The organism is Luteibacter sp. NPDC104163, from assembly GCF_055584245.1.
Genome location: NZ_JBVJMK010000009.1, coordinates 127287 through 141352, shown reverse-complemented (window position 1 = coordinate 141352; position 14066 = coordinate 127287). Strand labels below are relative to the sequence as shown.

Annotated in this window: 14 protein-coding genes; 10 read left to right on the top strand and 4 right to left on the bottom strand. The window is 68.1% G+C overall.

Features of this window, described 5'->3' with window-relative positions:
- The first annotated feature begins 31 nt into the window (after positions 1-31).
- Entirely contained in the window at positions 32-877 is an 846-nt protein-coding gene (locus ACZ6YI_RS13190) for a class I SAM-dependent methyltransferase (RefSeq protein ID WP_465779061.1), read from the top strand.
- A gap of 3 nt (positions 878-880) precedes the next feature.
- On the opposite strand, the gene ACZ6YI_RS13185 is transcribed toward ACZ6YI_RS13190, so the two are convergent.
- From ACZ6YI_RS13185 to ACZ6YI_RS13170, 4 genes are all read right to left on the bottom strand, one after another.
- Positions 881-3484: a response regulator gene (locus ACZ6YI_RS13185; RefSeq protein ID WP_465779060.1), complete on the bottom strand. Its 2604-nt coding sequence runs from the start codon at positions 3482-3484 to the stop codon at positions 881-883.
- A gap of 67 nt (positions 3485-3551) precedes the next feature.
- Positions 3552-4421 carry a cobalamin-binding protein gene (locus ACZ6YI_RS13180; protein WP_465779059.1) on the bottom strand — a complete coding sequence of 290 codons (870 nt, stop codon included), beginning with the start codon at positions 4419-4421 and terminating at the stop codon, positions 3552-3554.
- Complete coding sequence (locus ACZ6YI_RS13175; protein WP_465779058.1) at positions 4418-5203, bottom strand: ABC transporter ATP-binding protein; 786 nt, start codon at positions 5201-5203, stop codon at positions 4418-4420. Before ACZ6YI_RS13175 ends, ACZ6YI_RS13180 begins: the two co-directional genes overlap by 4 nt.
- Positions 5200-6201 (bottom strand): FecCD family ABC transporter permease, encoded by a 1002-nt coding sequence (locus ACZ6YI_RS13170; RefSeq protein WP_465779057.1) that lies wholly within the window; start codon positions 6199-6201, stop codon positions 5200-5202. Before ACZ6YI_RS13170 ends, ACZ6YI_RS13175 begins: the two co-directional genes overlap by 4 nt.
- 160 nt (positions 6202-6361) lie before the next feature.
- Here ACZ6YI_RS13170 and ACZ6YI_RS13165 point away from each other — a divergent pair, with 160 nt between their 5' ends.
- The 9 genes from ACZ6YI_RS13165 (at position 6362) to ACZ6YI_RS13125 (ending at position 13965) form a co-directional block, all read left to right on the top strand.
- The gene (locus ACZ6YI_RS13165; protein ID WP_465779056.1) at positions 6362-7129 is read left to right on the top strand and encodes a bestrophin-like domain; all 768 of its coding nucleotides are present in this window, start codon (positions 6362-6364) and stop codon (positions 7127-7129) included.
- Positions 7126-7494, top strand: a complete 369-nt coding sequence (locus ACZ6YI_RS13160; RefSeq protein ID WP_465779055.1) for an MliC family protein — start codon at positions 7126-7128, stop codon at positions 7492-7494. Before ACZ6YI_RS13165 ends, ACZ6YI_RS13160 begins: the two co-directional genes overlap by 4 nt.
- 56 nt (positions 7495-7550) lie before the next feature.
- Positions 7551-8012: a MarR family winged helix-turn-helix transcriptional regulator gene (locus tag ACZ6YI_RS13155; RefSeq protein ID WP_465779054.1), complete on the top strand. Its 462-nt coding sequence runs from the start codon at positions 7551-7553 to the stop codon at positions 8010-8012.
- Positions 8013-8017: 5 nt separating this feature from the next.
- A complete protein-coding gene (locus tag ACZ6YI_RS13150) occupies positions 8018-10057 on the top strand; it encodes an FUSC family protein (RefSeq protein WP_465779053.1) in 2040 nt (679 codons plus the stop codon).
- Positions 10054-10278: a DUF1656 domain-containing protein gene (locus ACZ6YI_RS13145; protein ID WP_440324628.1), complete on the top strand. Its 225-nt coding sequence runs from the start codon at positions 10054-10056 to the stop codon at positions 10276-10278. Before ACZ6YI_RS13150 ends, ACZ6YI_RS13145 begins: the two co-directional genes overlap by 4 nt.
- Entirely contained in the window at positions 10271-11158 is an 888-nt protein-coding gene (locus ACZ6YI_RS13140) for an efflux RND transporter periplasmic adaptor subunit (RefSeq protein ID WP_465779052.1), read from the top strand. The genes ACZ6YI_RS13145 and ACZ6YI_RS13140 overlap by 8 nt, the downstream gene beginning before the upstream one ends.
- Positions 11155-12582: an efflux transporter outer membrane subunit gene (locus ACZ6YI_RS13135; protein WP_465779051.1), complete on the top strand. Its 1428-nt coding sequence runs from the start codon at positions 11155-11157 to the stop codon at positions 12580-12582. The genes ACZ6YI_RS13140 and ACZ6YI_RS13135 overlap by 4 nt, the downstream gene beginning before the upstream one ends.
- Before the next feature lie 101 nt (positions 12583-12683).
- Positions 12684-13406, top strand: a complete 723-nt coding sequence (locus ACZ6YI_RS13130; RefSeq protein WP_465779050.1) for a hypothetical protein — start codon at positions 12684-12686, stop codon at positions 13404-13406.
- Between the two features lie 118 nt (positions 13407-13524).
- The gene (locus tag ACZ6YI_RS13125) at positions 13525-13965 is read left to right on the top strand and encodes an SRPBCC family protein (protein ID WP_465779049.1); all 441 of its coding nucleotides are present in this window, start codon (positions 13525-13527) and stop codon (positions 13963-13965) included.
- The last annotated feature ends 101 nt before the right edge of the window (positions 13966-14066 follow it).

Here is a 14066-nt window from a genome sequence, read left to right as displayed (position 1 = left end):
CGTGCAGCCATCGCTGACCTAGAATGCGCCGATGACCACGCCGCTCGCCCTCGCGCTGCGCCTGCTCGCCGAACATGGCGACGCGCGGCCGTGGCTTGCGAAGGCCCGGGACGATGGCTCGGTGATGGCGGCGGCGCTCCTGGGCGCGACGGAAGGGGCGGATGCGCATGGCGCGTACGACCAGCCGCGTGCCTTCGAGGTGTTCATCCGCGCCGGTGGCAATCCACCGCTGTACGGTGCGGTGAGTGCGGCCCTCGCCCGGTTGTACGAACAGCTGGCGCCGCGTTGCCTGCTCGATATCGGCGTGGGCGATGGCATGGCCCTGCTGCCTGCCCTGGGCCAGACCCGGCATGTGCCCGCGACCGTCGATGTCGTCGAACCCTCCGGTGGCTTGCTCGACGCCCTGCGGCCGAGGCTCCCGAAAGGCAAGGCCTGGCAGCTCACCCTCCAGGCCTTCCTCGCGCAGCTGGCGCCTGAGCGGCGCTGGGATCTCGCGCAATCCACGTTCGCCCTGCAGTCGATACCGCCCGGTGAGCGCCTTGCCGCCCTGAAGCGGCTGCGCCGGCATGCCACGCGCCTCGCCATCGTGGAATTCGATGTGCCGGCGTTCGCCAACGCCGAGGAGCGGTTCTTATCGCTGGCAACGCGCTACGAAGGCGTGGCGCGTGAGTATGGCGACGACGCGCCGCTCGTGACCGGCGGCTTTCTCGCCCCGATGCTGTTGGGACAGCTGCGTGCCACAGCCCCGTCGAACTGGGAGCAGCCGATCAGCGCATGGCAGGAAGAACTGACCCGCGCCGGCTACCGCGTCGCCTCGACCAGCCACATCCACGATTACAGCTGGGCGCCTGCCTGGCTCATCGTCGCCAAGGCCTGAGGCTCACTCTTCGCAGGGCAGCGCGCCGGCGATGGCATCGGCGAGCGAGGCCTGCGAATAGGGCTTGGCGAGCCGTGGCCGATCCAGCTGCACGCCCACCGGCAAATCGGCGTAGCCCGTGGCCATGATCACCGGGAGCGCCGGCCACCGGTCGTGCAGTTGCACGGCCAGCTGCGCACCGGTCATATGCGGCATCGCGTGATCCGTGATCACCAGATCCACGCGTCGCGTCGTGAGCAGGCCGAGCGCCTCGGCGCCCGAGCGCGCGTCGACCACCTCGTAGCCGAGGTCTTCCAGCATCTCCACCGTGGTGGCGCGGACCAGGTCATCGTCGTCGACGGTCAGGATGGTGATGCGCTTCGTGCCGGGACAGCGTGGCTTCGCGCTGGTTGCCTCGGGCTGTGGTGCCGCGGTGTCGGCCGTCGGGGCCATGGCGGGCAGCCAGATCTCCGCCGTCGTGCCCTGGTCGGGCTGGCTGCTGAGGATGAGGGCGCCGCCCAACTGCTCGGCCAGGCCGTGGGCCATGGAGAGGCCCAGGCCCGTACCCTTGCCGACGCCCTTCGTGGTGAAGAAGGGCTCCGTCGCACGCTTCAGGGTGTGCTCGTCCATGCCTGCGCCCGTGTCCGCGAGCACGAGCCGCACATAGTGGCCCGGCGAGAGGCGCTCATCGTCGTGGCCGGCCCACGCCTCACTCGTGCTGATGACGATGGTGCCCACCCCGTCCATCGCATCGCGCGCGTTGACGGCGAGGTTGAGCAGGGCGGATTCCAGCTGGTTCGCGTCGGCCTCGACCGCGGGCAGGTTCGCTGCGAAATGGGTTTCGACCGTGATGGTGGCACCGAGCGAGCGCTGCATCAGCTCGGTCATGCCTTCGACGAGGCGGCGAAGATCGACGCGTTCGGACTTCAGGTCCTGCCGGCGGGCGAAGGCGAGCATGCGCCGGGTAAGCGAGCTGCCGCGCTCCGCACCAGCCCGCGCGTTATCGACGAGGCGAAGCAGCAGGGGATCCTGCGGCATGCGCTCCCGCAGCAGTTCCAGGCTGCCCTGCACGGCCATGAGCAGGTTGTTGAAATCATGCGCGATGCCGCCGGTGAGGCTGCCCAGTGCTTCCATCTTCTGCGTCTGGCGGATGTGCGCCTGCGAACGCTCCAGCGCCGCCGAGCGCTCGGCGACCTGCTGCTCGAGTTCTTCCCGGAAGCGACGTTCGCCTTCGCGTACATCGGCCTCCGCGCGCACGCGCGCGATGTGCGCCCACGAGCGTTCGGTTACTTCATCCAGCAACGCCAGCTCACGCAACTGCCATTCGCGCGGCGTGCCATCGTGGATCGCCATCAATGCGGTGAGCTTGCCTTCCTTGACCAGGGGGATGCAGATCGTCGCCGCGATGCCGAGAGCGCGGAACGCGCGTGCTTCGTCGGCGGGTAACTCGCTCGCGTTGTCTTCGATGATCAGCGGCTTGCCTTCGCTGAGCCGCGCGACGGCGAGGCTGCCGAAATCGCGCAGGCGGTAGCGGCCGACGATGCTGTCGTAACCAGGCAGCGTCCAGTCGCCGCGGATGGTGAAGCCATCTTCGTCCGCATCCATGTCGGCGTACGCGCACAGGGCCACGCCAAGGTGCTCGCCCACCATCCGCGTGCTGATGCGCAGGATCTCGTCGGCATCCGTGCTGCGCGCGGTCTGCTCGTTCAGCGCATCGAGGAAACGCAGGCGTGCCTCGTTCTCGCGCAGGGCCTGCTCCGCCGACTTGCGGACGCTGATGTCACCGGCGGCACCAAACCATTGGGTGACGGCGCCCTCCTCATCGAGCACGGGCACCGCGCGCGACTGCACCCAACCGATCGAGCCATCCACCCGCTTGACCCGATGCTCGAGCTCGAAGATGCCCTTGCTGGCCACCGCTTCGTCGATGGCGGCGCGCACGCGCGGCTGCTCGTCGACGGGCATGTAGTTCGTCATCCAGTCCGGCGAGGGCGCGTCCGTATCGGCAATGAAGCCACGCCCGTCCAGCGCGCTCATGCATACCCACTTCGGATCCATCTGGTACACGACGTCGGACGTGGCGTTTACCAGGGCGCGGAAACGACCTTCGCTTTCGCGCAGCAGCGCTTCGGCGCGCACGCGCTCGGTGGTCTCCACGACGATGGCGATCACGCCGCCCGGCCGGCCGCTTTCATCGAGCACCGGCGAATAATCGAGGTTCATCCATACCGGCTCGGGCTTGCCGTGCCGCTGCAGCGTCAGGCGCTGGTCCTTGTAAGCGAGCGTGCCGCCGGCCAGGCCGACGCGCATGACGTTATCGTTGAAGTCGGCGATCTCATCCCAGCCCTCGCGTACTTCCGAACCCAGCAGCTGCGGGTGGCGGCCGCCGGCGAATACCGAATACGCGTCGTTGTAGATCATGATGCCTTTCTCGCCCCAGAGCAGCACGATCGGCACGGGCGAGAGCAACAGCAGGCTGGTGGCAGTGCGCAGGCTTTGCGGCCACGAGGGCAGCGCCCCAAGGCCCGTGCGCTCCCAGTCGAAAGCGCGGATGAGCGCCCCGAGTTCGCCACCCCCGTCGAGCCAGGTGAGATCGCGATTCACGGCAGGTGAGCTGGCGTCTGTCATGGTTCGGGTCGGCGGGGACACCCGCGAAGTGTAAACACGGCGAATGTGATGACGACCACAAGGCCGTTCAGGGTGAGCGCCGGCGTGCCTCGTCGAGCTTCAGGCACAGCGTCCGCACGCTGGGCAGGATGGAGGGCGAGGGCAGGGCAAGCGTCGGCGCATCGATCGCCATGACGTTCCCGCGCCGCGCCGCAGCCAGGCCGCTACCCTGGGTCCACGCCGAGAGCGAATCGCCTTCGCCACCGGCGGTCATGATCACGTCGGGCTGGCGGGCGAGGACGGCTTCACGACCCACCGTGGGGGCCGCCTGGGTGAGGTCGTTGAAGATGTTCTGGCCACCGCAGAGGTCGATGGCGTCGGAGATCATCTGCGCACGCCCCACGGTCATGAGTGGCCGGTCCCATACCTGGAAAAACACCTTCAGCCGCTTCTTGCCGGCGAAGGCGCTGCGCAGGCCGTCCAGGGCGTTGCTGAATGCGAGTGCGTTGGCATTCGCCGCCGCTTCGGTGCCGGCCAGCTGGCCGAATCGGCGGGTCGCGGCCGGGATGTCGGCCAGGCGGGTGGTCTCGGCGTAATAGATGGGAATGCCCAGCCGGGCGAGCTTCTCGACCTGCGCGGCCGGCGTGCCGCTTTTCCACACCATGATCAGGTCGGGGCGCAGTGCCACGATGCGCTCCAGGTCGAGCATGGTGGCGTCGCCGACGACCGGGATGCTCTTTGCCGCCGCGGGGTGTTCGCTGAAGCGTGACGTGCCGACGACGAAGCTGCCCGCGCCGGCGGCGTAAAGCGTATCGGTGATGTTTGGCGCGAGGCTGACGATCCGGTGCGCGGGTGCCGCCAGCGTGACCGTGTGGCCCGCATCGTCGGTGACGCGGATGGCGGTCGCGCTGGCCGGGCCTGCAAGCAACGCGGCGATGAAGGCAAGGGTGCGAATCATGGGCGGGTGTCCGTCAGGCGGGCGGCACGGAAGAAGATCTCGCCATCGATCGTGATGCCGCGGATCGGATGGTGGAAAGCGGCGGTGAGGTTTTGCGGCGTGACCACGGCTTCCCTGGGGCCGGCGAGCGCACCGCCGTGGCCGTCGAGCAACACCGCGTGCGTCGCGTGCTGCATAGCCAGGTTGATGTCATGCACGGTGAATACCACGGCATGCCCGGCGCGCGACGCGAGCACCAGTTCATGCAGGGTCTTCATCTGGTGGTGCAGGTCGAGCGACGATAGCGGCTCGTCCAGCAGCATGACATCCACGTCCTGGGCGAACAGCGCCGCGATGTTCACCCGCTGGCGCTCGCCGCCGGAAAGCGTGGTGATATCGCGCTCGGCCAGCGCATCGAGTTCGAAACGGGAAAGCGCCGCTCGCACCGTGCCCATGTCTTCATCGCCCCAGGCCCAGAAAGGCAGCCGGGGATGCCGCGCGGCGGTGACGGCTTCGATCACCGTGAGGCTGAAGGCATCGACGACCGCCTGTGGGAGGAAGCCACGGCGCCGGGCCAGTTCCAGCGGCTTCCAGTGGGCGACATCGCGACCATCGAGCAGCACGCGGCCGCCCTCGGCATCACGCAGGCCGGCGAGCGTGCGCAGCAGCGTGGATTTGCCGGCTCCGTTCGGGCCGAGCACGCACCACACCTGGCCGGGCTCGATGCGCAGGTCCAGCGCATCGACGAGCTGACGATCGCGCACCGCCAGCCGCAGCCGCTCGGTGGTGAGCGTGGCGCTCACCGACGGCGTACCAGCAGGACGAGAAACGTGGGAACGCCGATGATCGCCATGACCGCGCCGACCGGCAGCTGGATGGGATCGGCGACGATCCGCGAGATGGTGTCGGCGCACACGACGAGCATGCCACCGCACAGGGCGCTGGCCGGGATGAGCACGCGCTGGTCGTTGCCGACGAGGCGGCGCAGGGCATGCGGCACGACGAGGCCGACGAAGCCGACGGTGCCCGCAGTGGTCACCGCGACCGCGGTGGCGAGCGAGGCGATGGCGAAGATGGCCGATTTGACGGCGTTCGGCCGCACGCCGAGCGCACTGGCCGATTCCTCGCCACGTGCCAGCAGGTTCAGCTGGCGGCCGAGCGGGGTGACCAGCAGCAGGGCCACCAGCATCGAGAGCAGCGGCGGCCATGGGCTCGCCACGCCGCTGAGGTCGCCCATCATCCAGAACAGCATGCCGCGCAGGTTCCGGTCGGGGGCGAGCACCAGCATCATGCTGACGATGGCACCGAAGCCGGAGGCGAGCATGACGCCGATGAGGATCAGGTCGGTCGCATCGTCACGGTGGGCGGTACGCCGGCGGGCGATGAGGTCACGGTGCGCGAGCACGAAGACGGCGACGCAGGCGAACAGCGCCCCGAGCGCCGCGCCGCCGGCCGTCACGACCGCCCCCGCGCCCGCGAGCATGGCGCCCAGCGCGCCCACCGCCGCTCCCCCGGATAGACCCAGGGTGTACGGATCGGCCAGCGGGTTCCGGACCAGGATCTGCATGAGGCAGCCGGACAGGGCGAGCAGGCCGCCCACGCCATACGCGGCGAGGGAGCGTGGGATACGCAGTTCGTGGACGATGCTGTGCATGGGGGTGTCGGCTGTCCCGACAAGCCCATGCCAGAAGGCGTGCAGCGACGAGCCATCGCCGCCGACCAGCACCGAGGCCAGGATGACCAGCGCCGAGAGCACGAGCAGGCCGGCCCACAGGCGCAGGGCAGCCCCGAACGTGGCCATACGCGGAACCCGTGTTGTCGCTGCGCTTCGCACCCGGCGATGCTCCCGCCAAACAGCTCGGCAGGATAGCAGCGACCGGTCCATCACGGACCGTGCTATTTCGAAAGCCGCGCGGCGCGTCCCCCGCCACCATGGGGCCAACCCATGGGGAGTGCCACCGATGTTCGCGATCGTCGTCTCGCTGGGCGTGTTCCTGCTCGCCTGCGCAAGCCTCTACATCGGCGAGTGGATCGCGCGGCGCATGCCGGAACAGCACCGTGTCTACGAGGCGCAGAAAGCCGCGCAGTTCGGGATCAGCATGATGGCCACGCTGGCGGCCCTGGTCCTGGGCTTCATGGTGACCTCCGCGCGCGCGACCTTCGATCGCGCCAACGACGACATCGTCGGCGTCGCCACGTCGACCCTGCTGCTCGACCGTGCCCTTTCCGGCTATGGCCCGGAGACCGAGCCGATCCGCGCCGACCTGCGTGCCTTCCTGGCCCGCGCGACCAACCGGGTGTCTCCCGATGGCGAAATGCAGCGGATCGTATTCCGCCTGCCGCAGACGAGCCTGAGCATCATCACCCTGCTCCAGCGCAGGATCCTGGAACTGCGCCCGACGACCGAAGCGCAGTGGTGGTTCCAGCACCGCGCGCTGGAATGTTCGGCGGAGCTCGCGCATGAACGCATCCTCACCTCCGAGCACGAGAAGTCCTCGGAGCCATTGCCCCTGCTCATCGTGGTCACCGCGTGGATCATCCTGATCTTCGTCGGCATGGGCACGTTCGCCATGCATAACCCATCGGTGCGCGTCGTGCTGTTCTGCGCGGCGCTGGCCTTCTCGGGGTCGATTTTCCTGGTCATGGAACTGGAGGCGCCGTACACCGGCCTGCTGCGCGTCTCCGGGGTACCCCTGCTGCAAGCGGCCGAGGAGCTTGGAAAGCCATGAAACTCGTTGCGGTTCTCGCCCTGGTGGCGCTCGCCAGCGCCACCCCGGTCCATGCCCAGGGGCTCGGTATCCCGGGTGTCGCGACCGGGAAGCCGATGGTCTTCACCTACCGCTGCCCGACCGGCAAGCCGTTTACGGTGAGCTACTGGAACGGCGACAACGGGCAGAGCTTCGCGCTGGTCCCGATCGACGGCAAGCCGCAGCTGCTGGTGAGCCTGATGTCGGCCAGTGGGGTGCGTTACGCGGCCGGCTCGGTCATCTGGTGGACCAAGGGCCGGAACGCGGACCTTTACCACTCCGGGTCGATGGACCCGGACAGTGGGCAGGCGAAGCCGGTGAGTTGTACGGGAACCCCAACTTCCTGAAGCGCCGGGGCGGCTGATGTTGTTATCGCAATTATTAGCATGCTATTCTTTTCGCCATGACGCCCCTCGACCGGCTGCACATGCAGCTGACCACCCTCGCGCTCGCCACCAGCCGCCGCTTCCAGCGGATGCTGGACGTGCGCCTGGGTGATTTCGAGGTGACCTCCGCCACCGTGGTACCGATGCTGCTGGTCGGCCGCTCGGGCGGCGGGATCAACCAGGTGACCCTGGCCGACCAGATCGGTGTTACCGGTCCCTCGCTGGTGCGTACGCTCGACAAGCTGGTGGAACTCGGCCTGGTCCGTCGCGAAAGCGACCCGGCCGACCGCCGCGCCAAGACCCTCTGGCTCACCGATGCGGGCAAGGCCATGGCGGTGCAGATGGAAGCGCGCATGGTGCAGATGCGCCGCGAGATCCTCGCGGGCGTGAGCGAGGACGATGTGCGCGCCGCGCTGCGCGTCCACCAGGCGCTGAACGCGGCGCTGGTATTCGACGGCCAGGACGACGCCGAGGCCTGACGTCCATGCGTCCCGTACTGCCCACGGCCTCCGAATGGCTCTATTCGGGGAAGGCCTTCGTCGCCGCGATCCTGGCGTTCTACATCGCGCTACGCATTCCGCTGCCCAATCCCTACTGGTCGTTCGCCAGCGTATACATCGTGTCGCATCCGCTCTCGGGCGCCACGCGCTCGAAATCGATCTATCGCGCGTTCGGCACGGTGCTGGGCGCGGCGGTGGCGGTGTGCCTCGTCGCGCTGTTCTCATCGCGCCCGCTCACCCTCGTGCTGGCCATGGGTACGTGGAGCGCGATCGCGCTGTACCTGTCGCTCCGTGACAACAAGCCGAGCGCGTATGGATTCCTGCTGTCTTCGTATACGACGCCCCTGATCGCGGTGTCCGCGATCATCGCGCCCGGTGCGGTGTTCGATACCGCGGTGGCGCGAACCGAAGAGATCCTGCTCGGCATCGTCTGCGCGAGCGTCGTCAGCACGGTGTTGTTCCCCGACCGCGTAGGCCCGGTGTTCCATGAGCGCGTGGCGGCGCTGATGAAGGATGCCTCCGCGTGGGCCGTGCGGCGGTTGACCGACCCGGCGCGGCGGACCACGCCACCGCTGCGCTTCAACCTGCTGAGCGACATCGCCTCGCTGGATGCGTTGATCACGCACCTTGGCCACGACGCAACGCGCCGTAACGAGGCCAGCGAAGCACGGCAGGTGCGTTATCGCATGACGATGCTGATCCCGCAGGTCGCTTCGCTTGCCGATGCGCTGGCGCACGTATCGCTGCGTGACAGCGCTGCCGCGCGCGAGTGCGAACGCGTTCTCGGCGAGGTGATCGCGTGGCTGCGCCAGGGTATCGACGGCGCGCCTGACGAGGGCGACGCGTTGCGCCATGCCATGGATGCCTTGTGCGAACGGCACGCGGCAGAGCCAGGCGACGCGTTGCCGGCCATCAACGCGGCCGAGCGCCTGCGTGACCTCGTGGATCTCTGGCAGGATTGCCTCGTCCTGCACCGCGCTTTCATCGTCAAGGCCCCGGGCACGCCTCCGCTGGCTTATCGCGACGCCGTGCCGGATGACAGCCGCCGCTTCCATGACCACGTGATGATGCTCCACGCGGCGCTGTCGCCAGCGCTCGCGTTCGTCGTGGCGGCCGTAGCGTGGCTGTACAGCGGTTGGCCCGGCGGCGCCTTTGGCGTCGTGCTGGTCGCCGTTTCCACGGCGTTCTTCGCCGCATCGGATGCGCCCGCCTCGCTGATCGGCCGTTTCCTGTTGTGGCAGACCATCAGCGTCGCCGCGGGGCTCGTCTATCTCTTCTACCTCTTTCCACAGATCACCAGCTTCACCGGCGTGGCGCTGGCGCTGGCGCCACCACTCGTGCTGGTCGGCACGCTGACCGGGCGCCCCGCCTTCAACATGGGCGTGCTGCTGGTGACCTCGCAAACGATCAGCGGCATCGCCCTGCACAACAACTCCGCCGCCAGCTTCGACGACTACGCGAACAGCAGCCTCGCTGCGCTGGGCGGGCTGGCCTTCGCCGCCGTGTGGAGCGCGGTCACCCGTCCGTTCGGTGCGCAGATCGGCGCACGCCGGCTCGCACGGGCCAACTGGCGCGAGCAGATCGCGCTTACGCGTCGCGACCTGCGGGTGGATCGCCGTGCCGCGTTGTCGCTACTTGTCGACCGCACCGCGCAGTGGATGCCGCGCCTCGCGTTGACGACCGGCGGCCCGCTCTCGCACATGGACGCGGTGCGTGACTTGCGCGTCAGCGTCGCGCTGATCGACCTGCGTGAGCAGCGGACGAACGGCGCGACGGCGCTCGACCCCGTGCTAGAGGCAAGCCACCGCTATTTCCGCGACTGCCTCGCGGCGCACGCCTCGCTCCCGCCACCAGCCGTGTTGCTGGACGCCATCGACGTGGCAACGGCGACACTCGCCGTTACCCACCCCGGCGCCGCTACCGCGCTCTTGCGCTACCGCCTTGCCCTGCTGGCGCTGCCACCCGCGGCAGCCGTCGTATCCCACCCCGCCTCTCCTCCCACACTATCCCCCCTCTCCCAGTGAACATCCCCCTCTACGGCGAGTTCAGCCTCTACGGCGTGTACATCCCGACGCTCCTGGCCGTCCTGGTCGCGGCCTACGTCGTGAAAAGCCTCGTGCGCCTTGTCCTCGGCAAGACGCACTTCTACGCGTGGGTTTGGCACCCCGCGCTGTTCAACCTCGCGATCTACGTGCTGGCCGTCGCCGGCGTGCTGGCGCTCATGCCGGAGGTGGCCCATGGCTGAGTTCGCACGCAGGCTGCTGCCGACGGTCGTGACCCTCGCCTTCGTAGCTGCCGCGATCGGCGCGGGCATCCACGTATGGCGGGCTTACGACGACCTGCCGTGGACGCGCGACGCGCACATCCGTGCCGATACGGTGCAGGTCGCACCGGATGTCTCGGGCCTGGTGACCGACGTGTACGTCCACGACAACGACACGGTGAAGCGCGGCCAGCCGTTGTTCGTCGTCGACCGCGCGCGTTTCGAACTCGCGGTACGTCGTGCGGATGCGGCCGTGGAGGAGCAGCGCGCCGTCGTCGCCGAGCTGCGCCGCGAGGAAGCGAGAAACCGTGCGGTCAGCGATCTGGTGGCGCGCGAATCCGCCGAACAGGTCACCGCGAAGCTGGCCGCGGCCGAAGCGCGCCTGCACGCCGACGTGACCGCCGCGGATACCGCACGCCTCGACCTGGAGCGAACCGTGGTGCGCGCGCCCGCGGACGGGACGCTTAACGACCACGTGGTGCGTGCGGGTGACTACGTGAGCGCGGGACATGCTCCGTTCGCGATGGTGGATGGGAATTCATTCCACGTGGATGGCTACTTCGAGGAAACCCGCCTGCACGGCGTGAAGCCTGGCCAGGCCGTGACGATCCAGGTCATGGGTGAGCAGGGCGTACTGCACGGGAAGGTGCAGAGCGTCGCCGCGGGCATTGCCGATCGCGAGCGAGCGAACAGCGCACAGGGGCTTCCCGACATCAACCCGACATTTAACTGGGTGCGCCTCGCGCAGCGTATCCCCGTGCGGATCAGCCTCGACCACGTGTCCCCCGACCTGCTGCTTGTCGCGGGACGCACGGCGACGGTCACGATCCGCATGGAGGATCGGGCGGGGGCGGCGCGATGAATCGGCGGCTTGCCTTCGCATCGCTTGCATGGCCCCTCGTGCTCGCGGGTTGCACGACGGTTGGCCCGGATTACCGCGTGCCGGACAAGGCGATGGTCAACGACGCCAGGGCGAACGGGGCCTTCCTCGCCGAACATGGCGCTGGGACGGATGCCGCAGCGCCCGTGCGCGACGACTGGTGGAAGCTCTACAACGACGCGACCCTCGACGGGCTGGAACGACAGGCCCTGCAAGCCAATGCGAGCTTGCGCGCGGCGGACGCCAACCTCCGCCGCGCTGGCGCGCTGCTGGCCGCGGCGGAAGCCGAGCACGAGGTGACGACGACGGCCAGCGCCACCGCGCAGCGCACCCTGATCTCCGCGCAGTCCTACCTGCAAGAGGAAAAGCTCCCCACCTTCAACGTCGCGGTGACCGGTGTCGAGGCGTCGTACGACTTCGATCTGTTCGGCAAGCTGCGTCGTGGCGTGGAAGCGGCCTCCGCGGACGCTGAAGCGGCGATGGCGGCGCGCGATGTCGTGCGGATCACCGTGGCGGCGCAGGTCGCCGCGAGTTACGTGGGCATCTGCGAGGCCGCGCACGACATGGACGTCGCCAACCATACGGTGCAGGTGCAGCAGCGTGGCGCCGACGTAGCGAAGCGCCTGTTCGACGCCGGGCTGGGCAATCGACTCGACGTGACCCGTGCGTCGGCGCAGCTCGACCTCGCGCGGGCGGCCTTGCCACCACTGCAACGTCGCCACGAAGCGGCGCAGTACGCGCTGGCCGCCTTGCTGGGGCATGTGCCAGGCGACATTCCGGACGCGGCGAAATCCTGCACGGCGGCACCGGCGCCCAACCAGCCCATCCCCGTTGGGGACGGCATGGCGTTGCTGAAGCGTCGCCCCGATATCCGCGAAGCCGAACGCAAGCTCGCTGCGGCGACCGCTCGCATCGGTATCGCCACGGCGGACCTGTATCCCAGCGTGTCGCTCGGAGCATCCGCCGGGACCAATGGCCTGCTGGCCGACTTCGGGCAGGCGCCGCAGCGAGCCTGGTCCATCGGCCCGTTGATCAGCTGGACGATACCGACGCGCTCGGCGCGGGAGCGCGTGGAAGTCGCTAAAGCCGGTGCTGACGTTGCTCTGGCTTCCTTCGACCAGACCGTCATCCAGGCGCTGAAGGAAACGCAGACCGCGCTCAGTGATTATGCGCATGCGCTGGACCGTGAAGAGACGCTGCGCCAGGCGCTGGCCGATGCGACGACGGCGTCGAAGCAGGCGGCGGACCTGTACCGTGCCGGCCGCACACCGTACCTCAGCGCGCTGGACGCGGAGCGCACGCGCGTCACCGCCGAAACGGCGCTGACGGAGGCCGAATCCACCGTATCGGACACGCGCATCCACCTGTTCTACGCCCTGGGTGGCGGCTGGCAGGACGGAAGCTGAGCACGTCGCAAAATATTGTCGTATCGCATTACCCGCTGAAGTGCTAAACCATGCGCCGCGGGGACGCTGGATGGGAGCCAGCCATGCATACGGAGCAACACATGCAACAGGTCATGCGAGTGGCAAGGGCAACGTTCGTTGCCATGCTTTTGATGGTCGGCATAGCGGCGCATGCCGATGAAGCGGCGAGCCATGCCACCGACCAGGAACTATCCGATGCGAAGTGCGCCATCGGCATGGAGAAGTTCCTGCCGGGCGATTACTACTATTGCCTCGGTGCTCAGAACTACGGCACGCAGCACACCGAGGCTGCGCAGCGGTTCTTCAAGGAAGCGGCGGGTTGGGCGAGCAAGCCCGCGCAGTACGTGCTGGGCATCATGGCCCTCAACGGCGACCATGAACGTATGGACCGGCCGCTGGCGTATGCCTGGTTCACCCTGGCGGCCGAGCGGCAGACACCGCGATTCGTCCAGCCGCGCGATGCCTTGAAGGCCACGCTTTCGGCCGACGAGCTACGCCGTGCCGAGGCTTACCTCACCGACATGCGCCGGACGTACGCCGATGCGGTCGCCGCGCCTCGTGCCGAAACCCGCTATCACGATGGCATGGCCGCGCTGAAATCCAGTGGCGGCAACAGCTACTGCATGGCCGGCTCCCAGGATTTCCGCGACCTGGCCGAGGGCAAGGCGCCCACGTCGTGCCCGCCGACGAACACCGTGGTCCAGTTCATCGACAAGCAGGCGAACAACGTGTTCGAGGACTGGACGGGGCATGTGACCGTGGGTGCGCTCCAGGCCGTGCCGGGTGGCACCGCACAGCCCTAGGGGCGGCTATCGCGGAATTCGTTTAGCCTGACCCACCCGGAGCCTGTCGAATTTGGCCCTGGCCATTCGACGCAGGGATAGAGGGATGTCCTCTGCACACTCAACGAGGTGGAAAACCATGGGTACCGTCACGCTGCACCGCGTCCTCCGCACCACGCCCGAGCGCCTGTTCAAGGCGTTCACCGATGCCGACGCCCTGCCTAAGTGGCTGCCGCCGCATGGGTTTACCTGCAAGGTGCACCACCTCGACGCGCAGGTGGGTGGCACCTTCAAGATGTCCTTCACCAACTTCACCACTGGAAACAGCCACGCGTTCGGCGGGAAGTACCTCGAGGTCGTCCCGGGCGAGCGCCTGCGCTACACGGATGTGTTCGATGACCCGAATCTTCCCGGGCAGATGGTCACGACGGTCGTCATGACGAAGCTGGCCATGGGCGTCGACCTGCATATCACCCAGGAAGGCATCCCGGAGGCCATCCCCGTGGAGATGTGCTACCTCGGCTGGCAGGAATCGCTGCAGCTGCTGGCGTTGCTTGTCGAGCCGGAAATCCCCGGCTAACCGACACGTCGGGGCATGGGCTGGCGGCCTTTGTCCTATCCGGCTGGGCCTGCCTTGGCTATCCTGTTGTCACATTAGGTAGCCAGAGAAAGGCCCGTACG

Bases quoted from the DNA above. Each gene is read 5' to 3' on its own strand.
- ACZ6YI_RS13130 (WP_465779050.1), top strand. From the start codon at position 12,684: ATGCAACAGGTCATGCGAGTGGCAAGGGCAACGTTCGTTGCCATGCTT.
- ACZ6YI_RS13150 (WP_465779053.1), top strand. From the start codon at position 8,018: ATGCGTCCCGTACTGCCCACGGCCTCCGAATGGCTCTATTCGGGGAAG.
- ACZ6YI_RS13170 (WP_465779057.1), bottom strand. From the start codon at position 6,201: ATGGCCACGTTCGGGGCTGCCCTGCGCCTGTGGGCCGGCCTGCTCGTG.
- ACZ6YI_RS13135 (WP_465779051.1), top strand. From the start codon at position 11,155: ATGAATCGGCGGCTTGCCTTCGCATCGCTTGCATGGCCCCTCGTGCTC.
- ACZ6YI_RS13155 (WP_465779054.1), top strand. From the start codon at position 7,551: ATGACGCCCCTCGACCGGCTGCACATGCAGCTGACCACCCTCGCGCTC.
- ACZ6YI_RS13185 (WP_465779060.1), bottom strand. From the start codon at position 3,484: ATGACAGACGCCAGCTCACCTGCCGTGAATCGCGATCTCACCTGGCTC.
- ACZ6YI_RS13140 (WP_465779052.1), top strand. From the start codon at position 10,271: ATGGCTGAGTTCGCACGCAGGCTGCTGCCGACGGTCGTGACCCTCGCC.
- ACZ6YI_RS13180 (WP_465779059.1), bottom strand. From the start codon at position 4,421: ATGATTCGCACCCTTGCCTTCATCGCCGCGTTGCTTGCAGGCCCGGCC.
- ACZ6YI_RS13160 (WP_465779055.1), top strand. From the start codon at position 7,126: ATGAAACTCGTTGCGGTTCTCGCCCTGGTGGCGCTCGCCAGCGCCACC.
- ACZ6YI_RS13165 (WP_465779056.1), top strand. From the start codon at position 6,362: ATGTTCGCGATCGTCGTCTCGCTGGGCGTGTTCCTGCTCGCCTGCGCA.
- ACZ6YI_RS13125 (WP_465779049.1), top strand. From the start codon at position 13,525: ATGGGTACCGTCACGCTGCACCGCGTCCTCCGCACCACGCCCGAGCGC.
- ACZ6YI_RS13190 (WP_465779061.1), top strand. From the start codon at position 32: ATGACCACGCCGCTCGCCCTCGCGCTGCGCCTGCTCGCCGAACATGGC.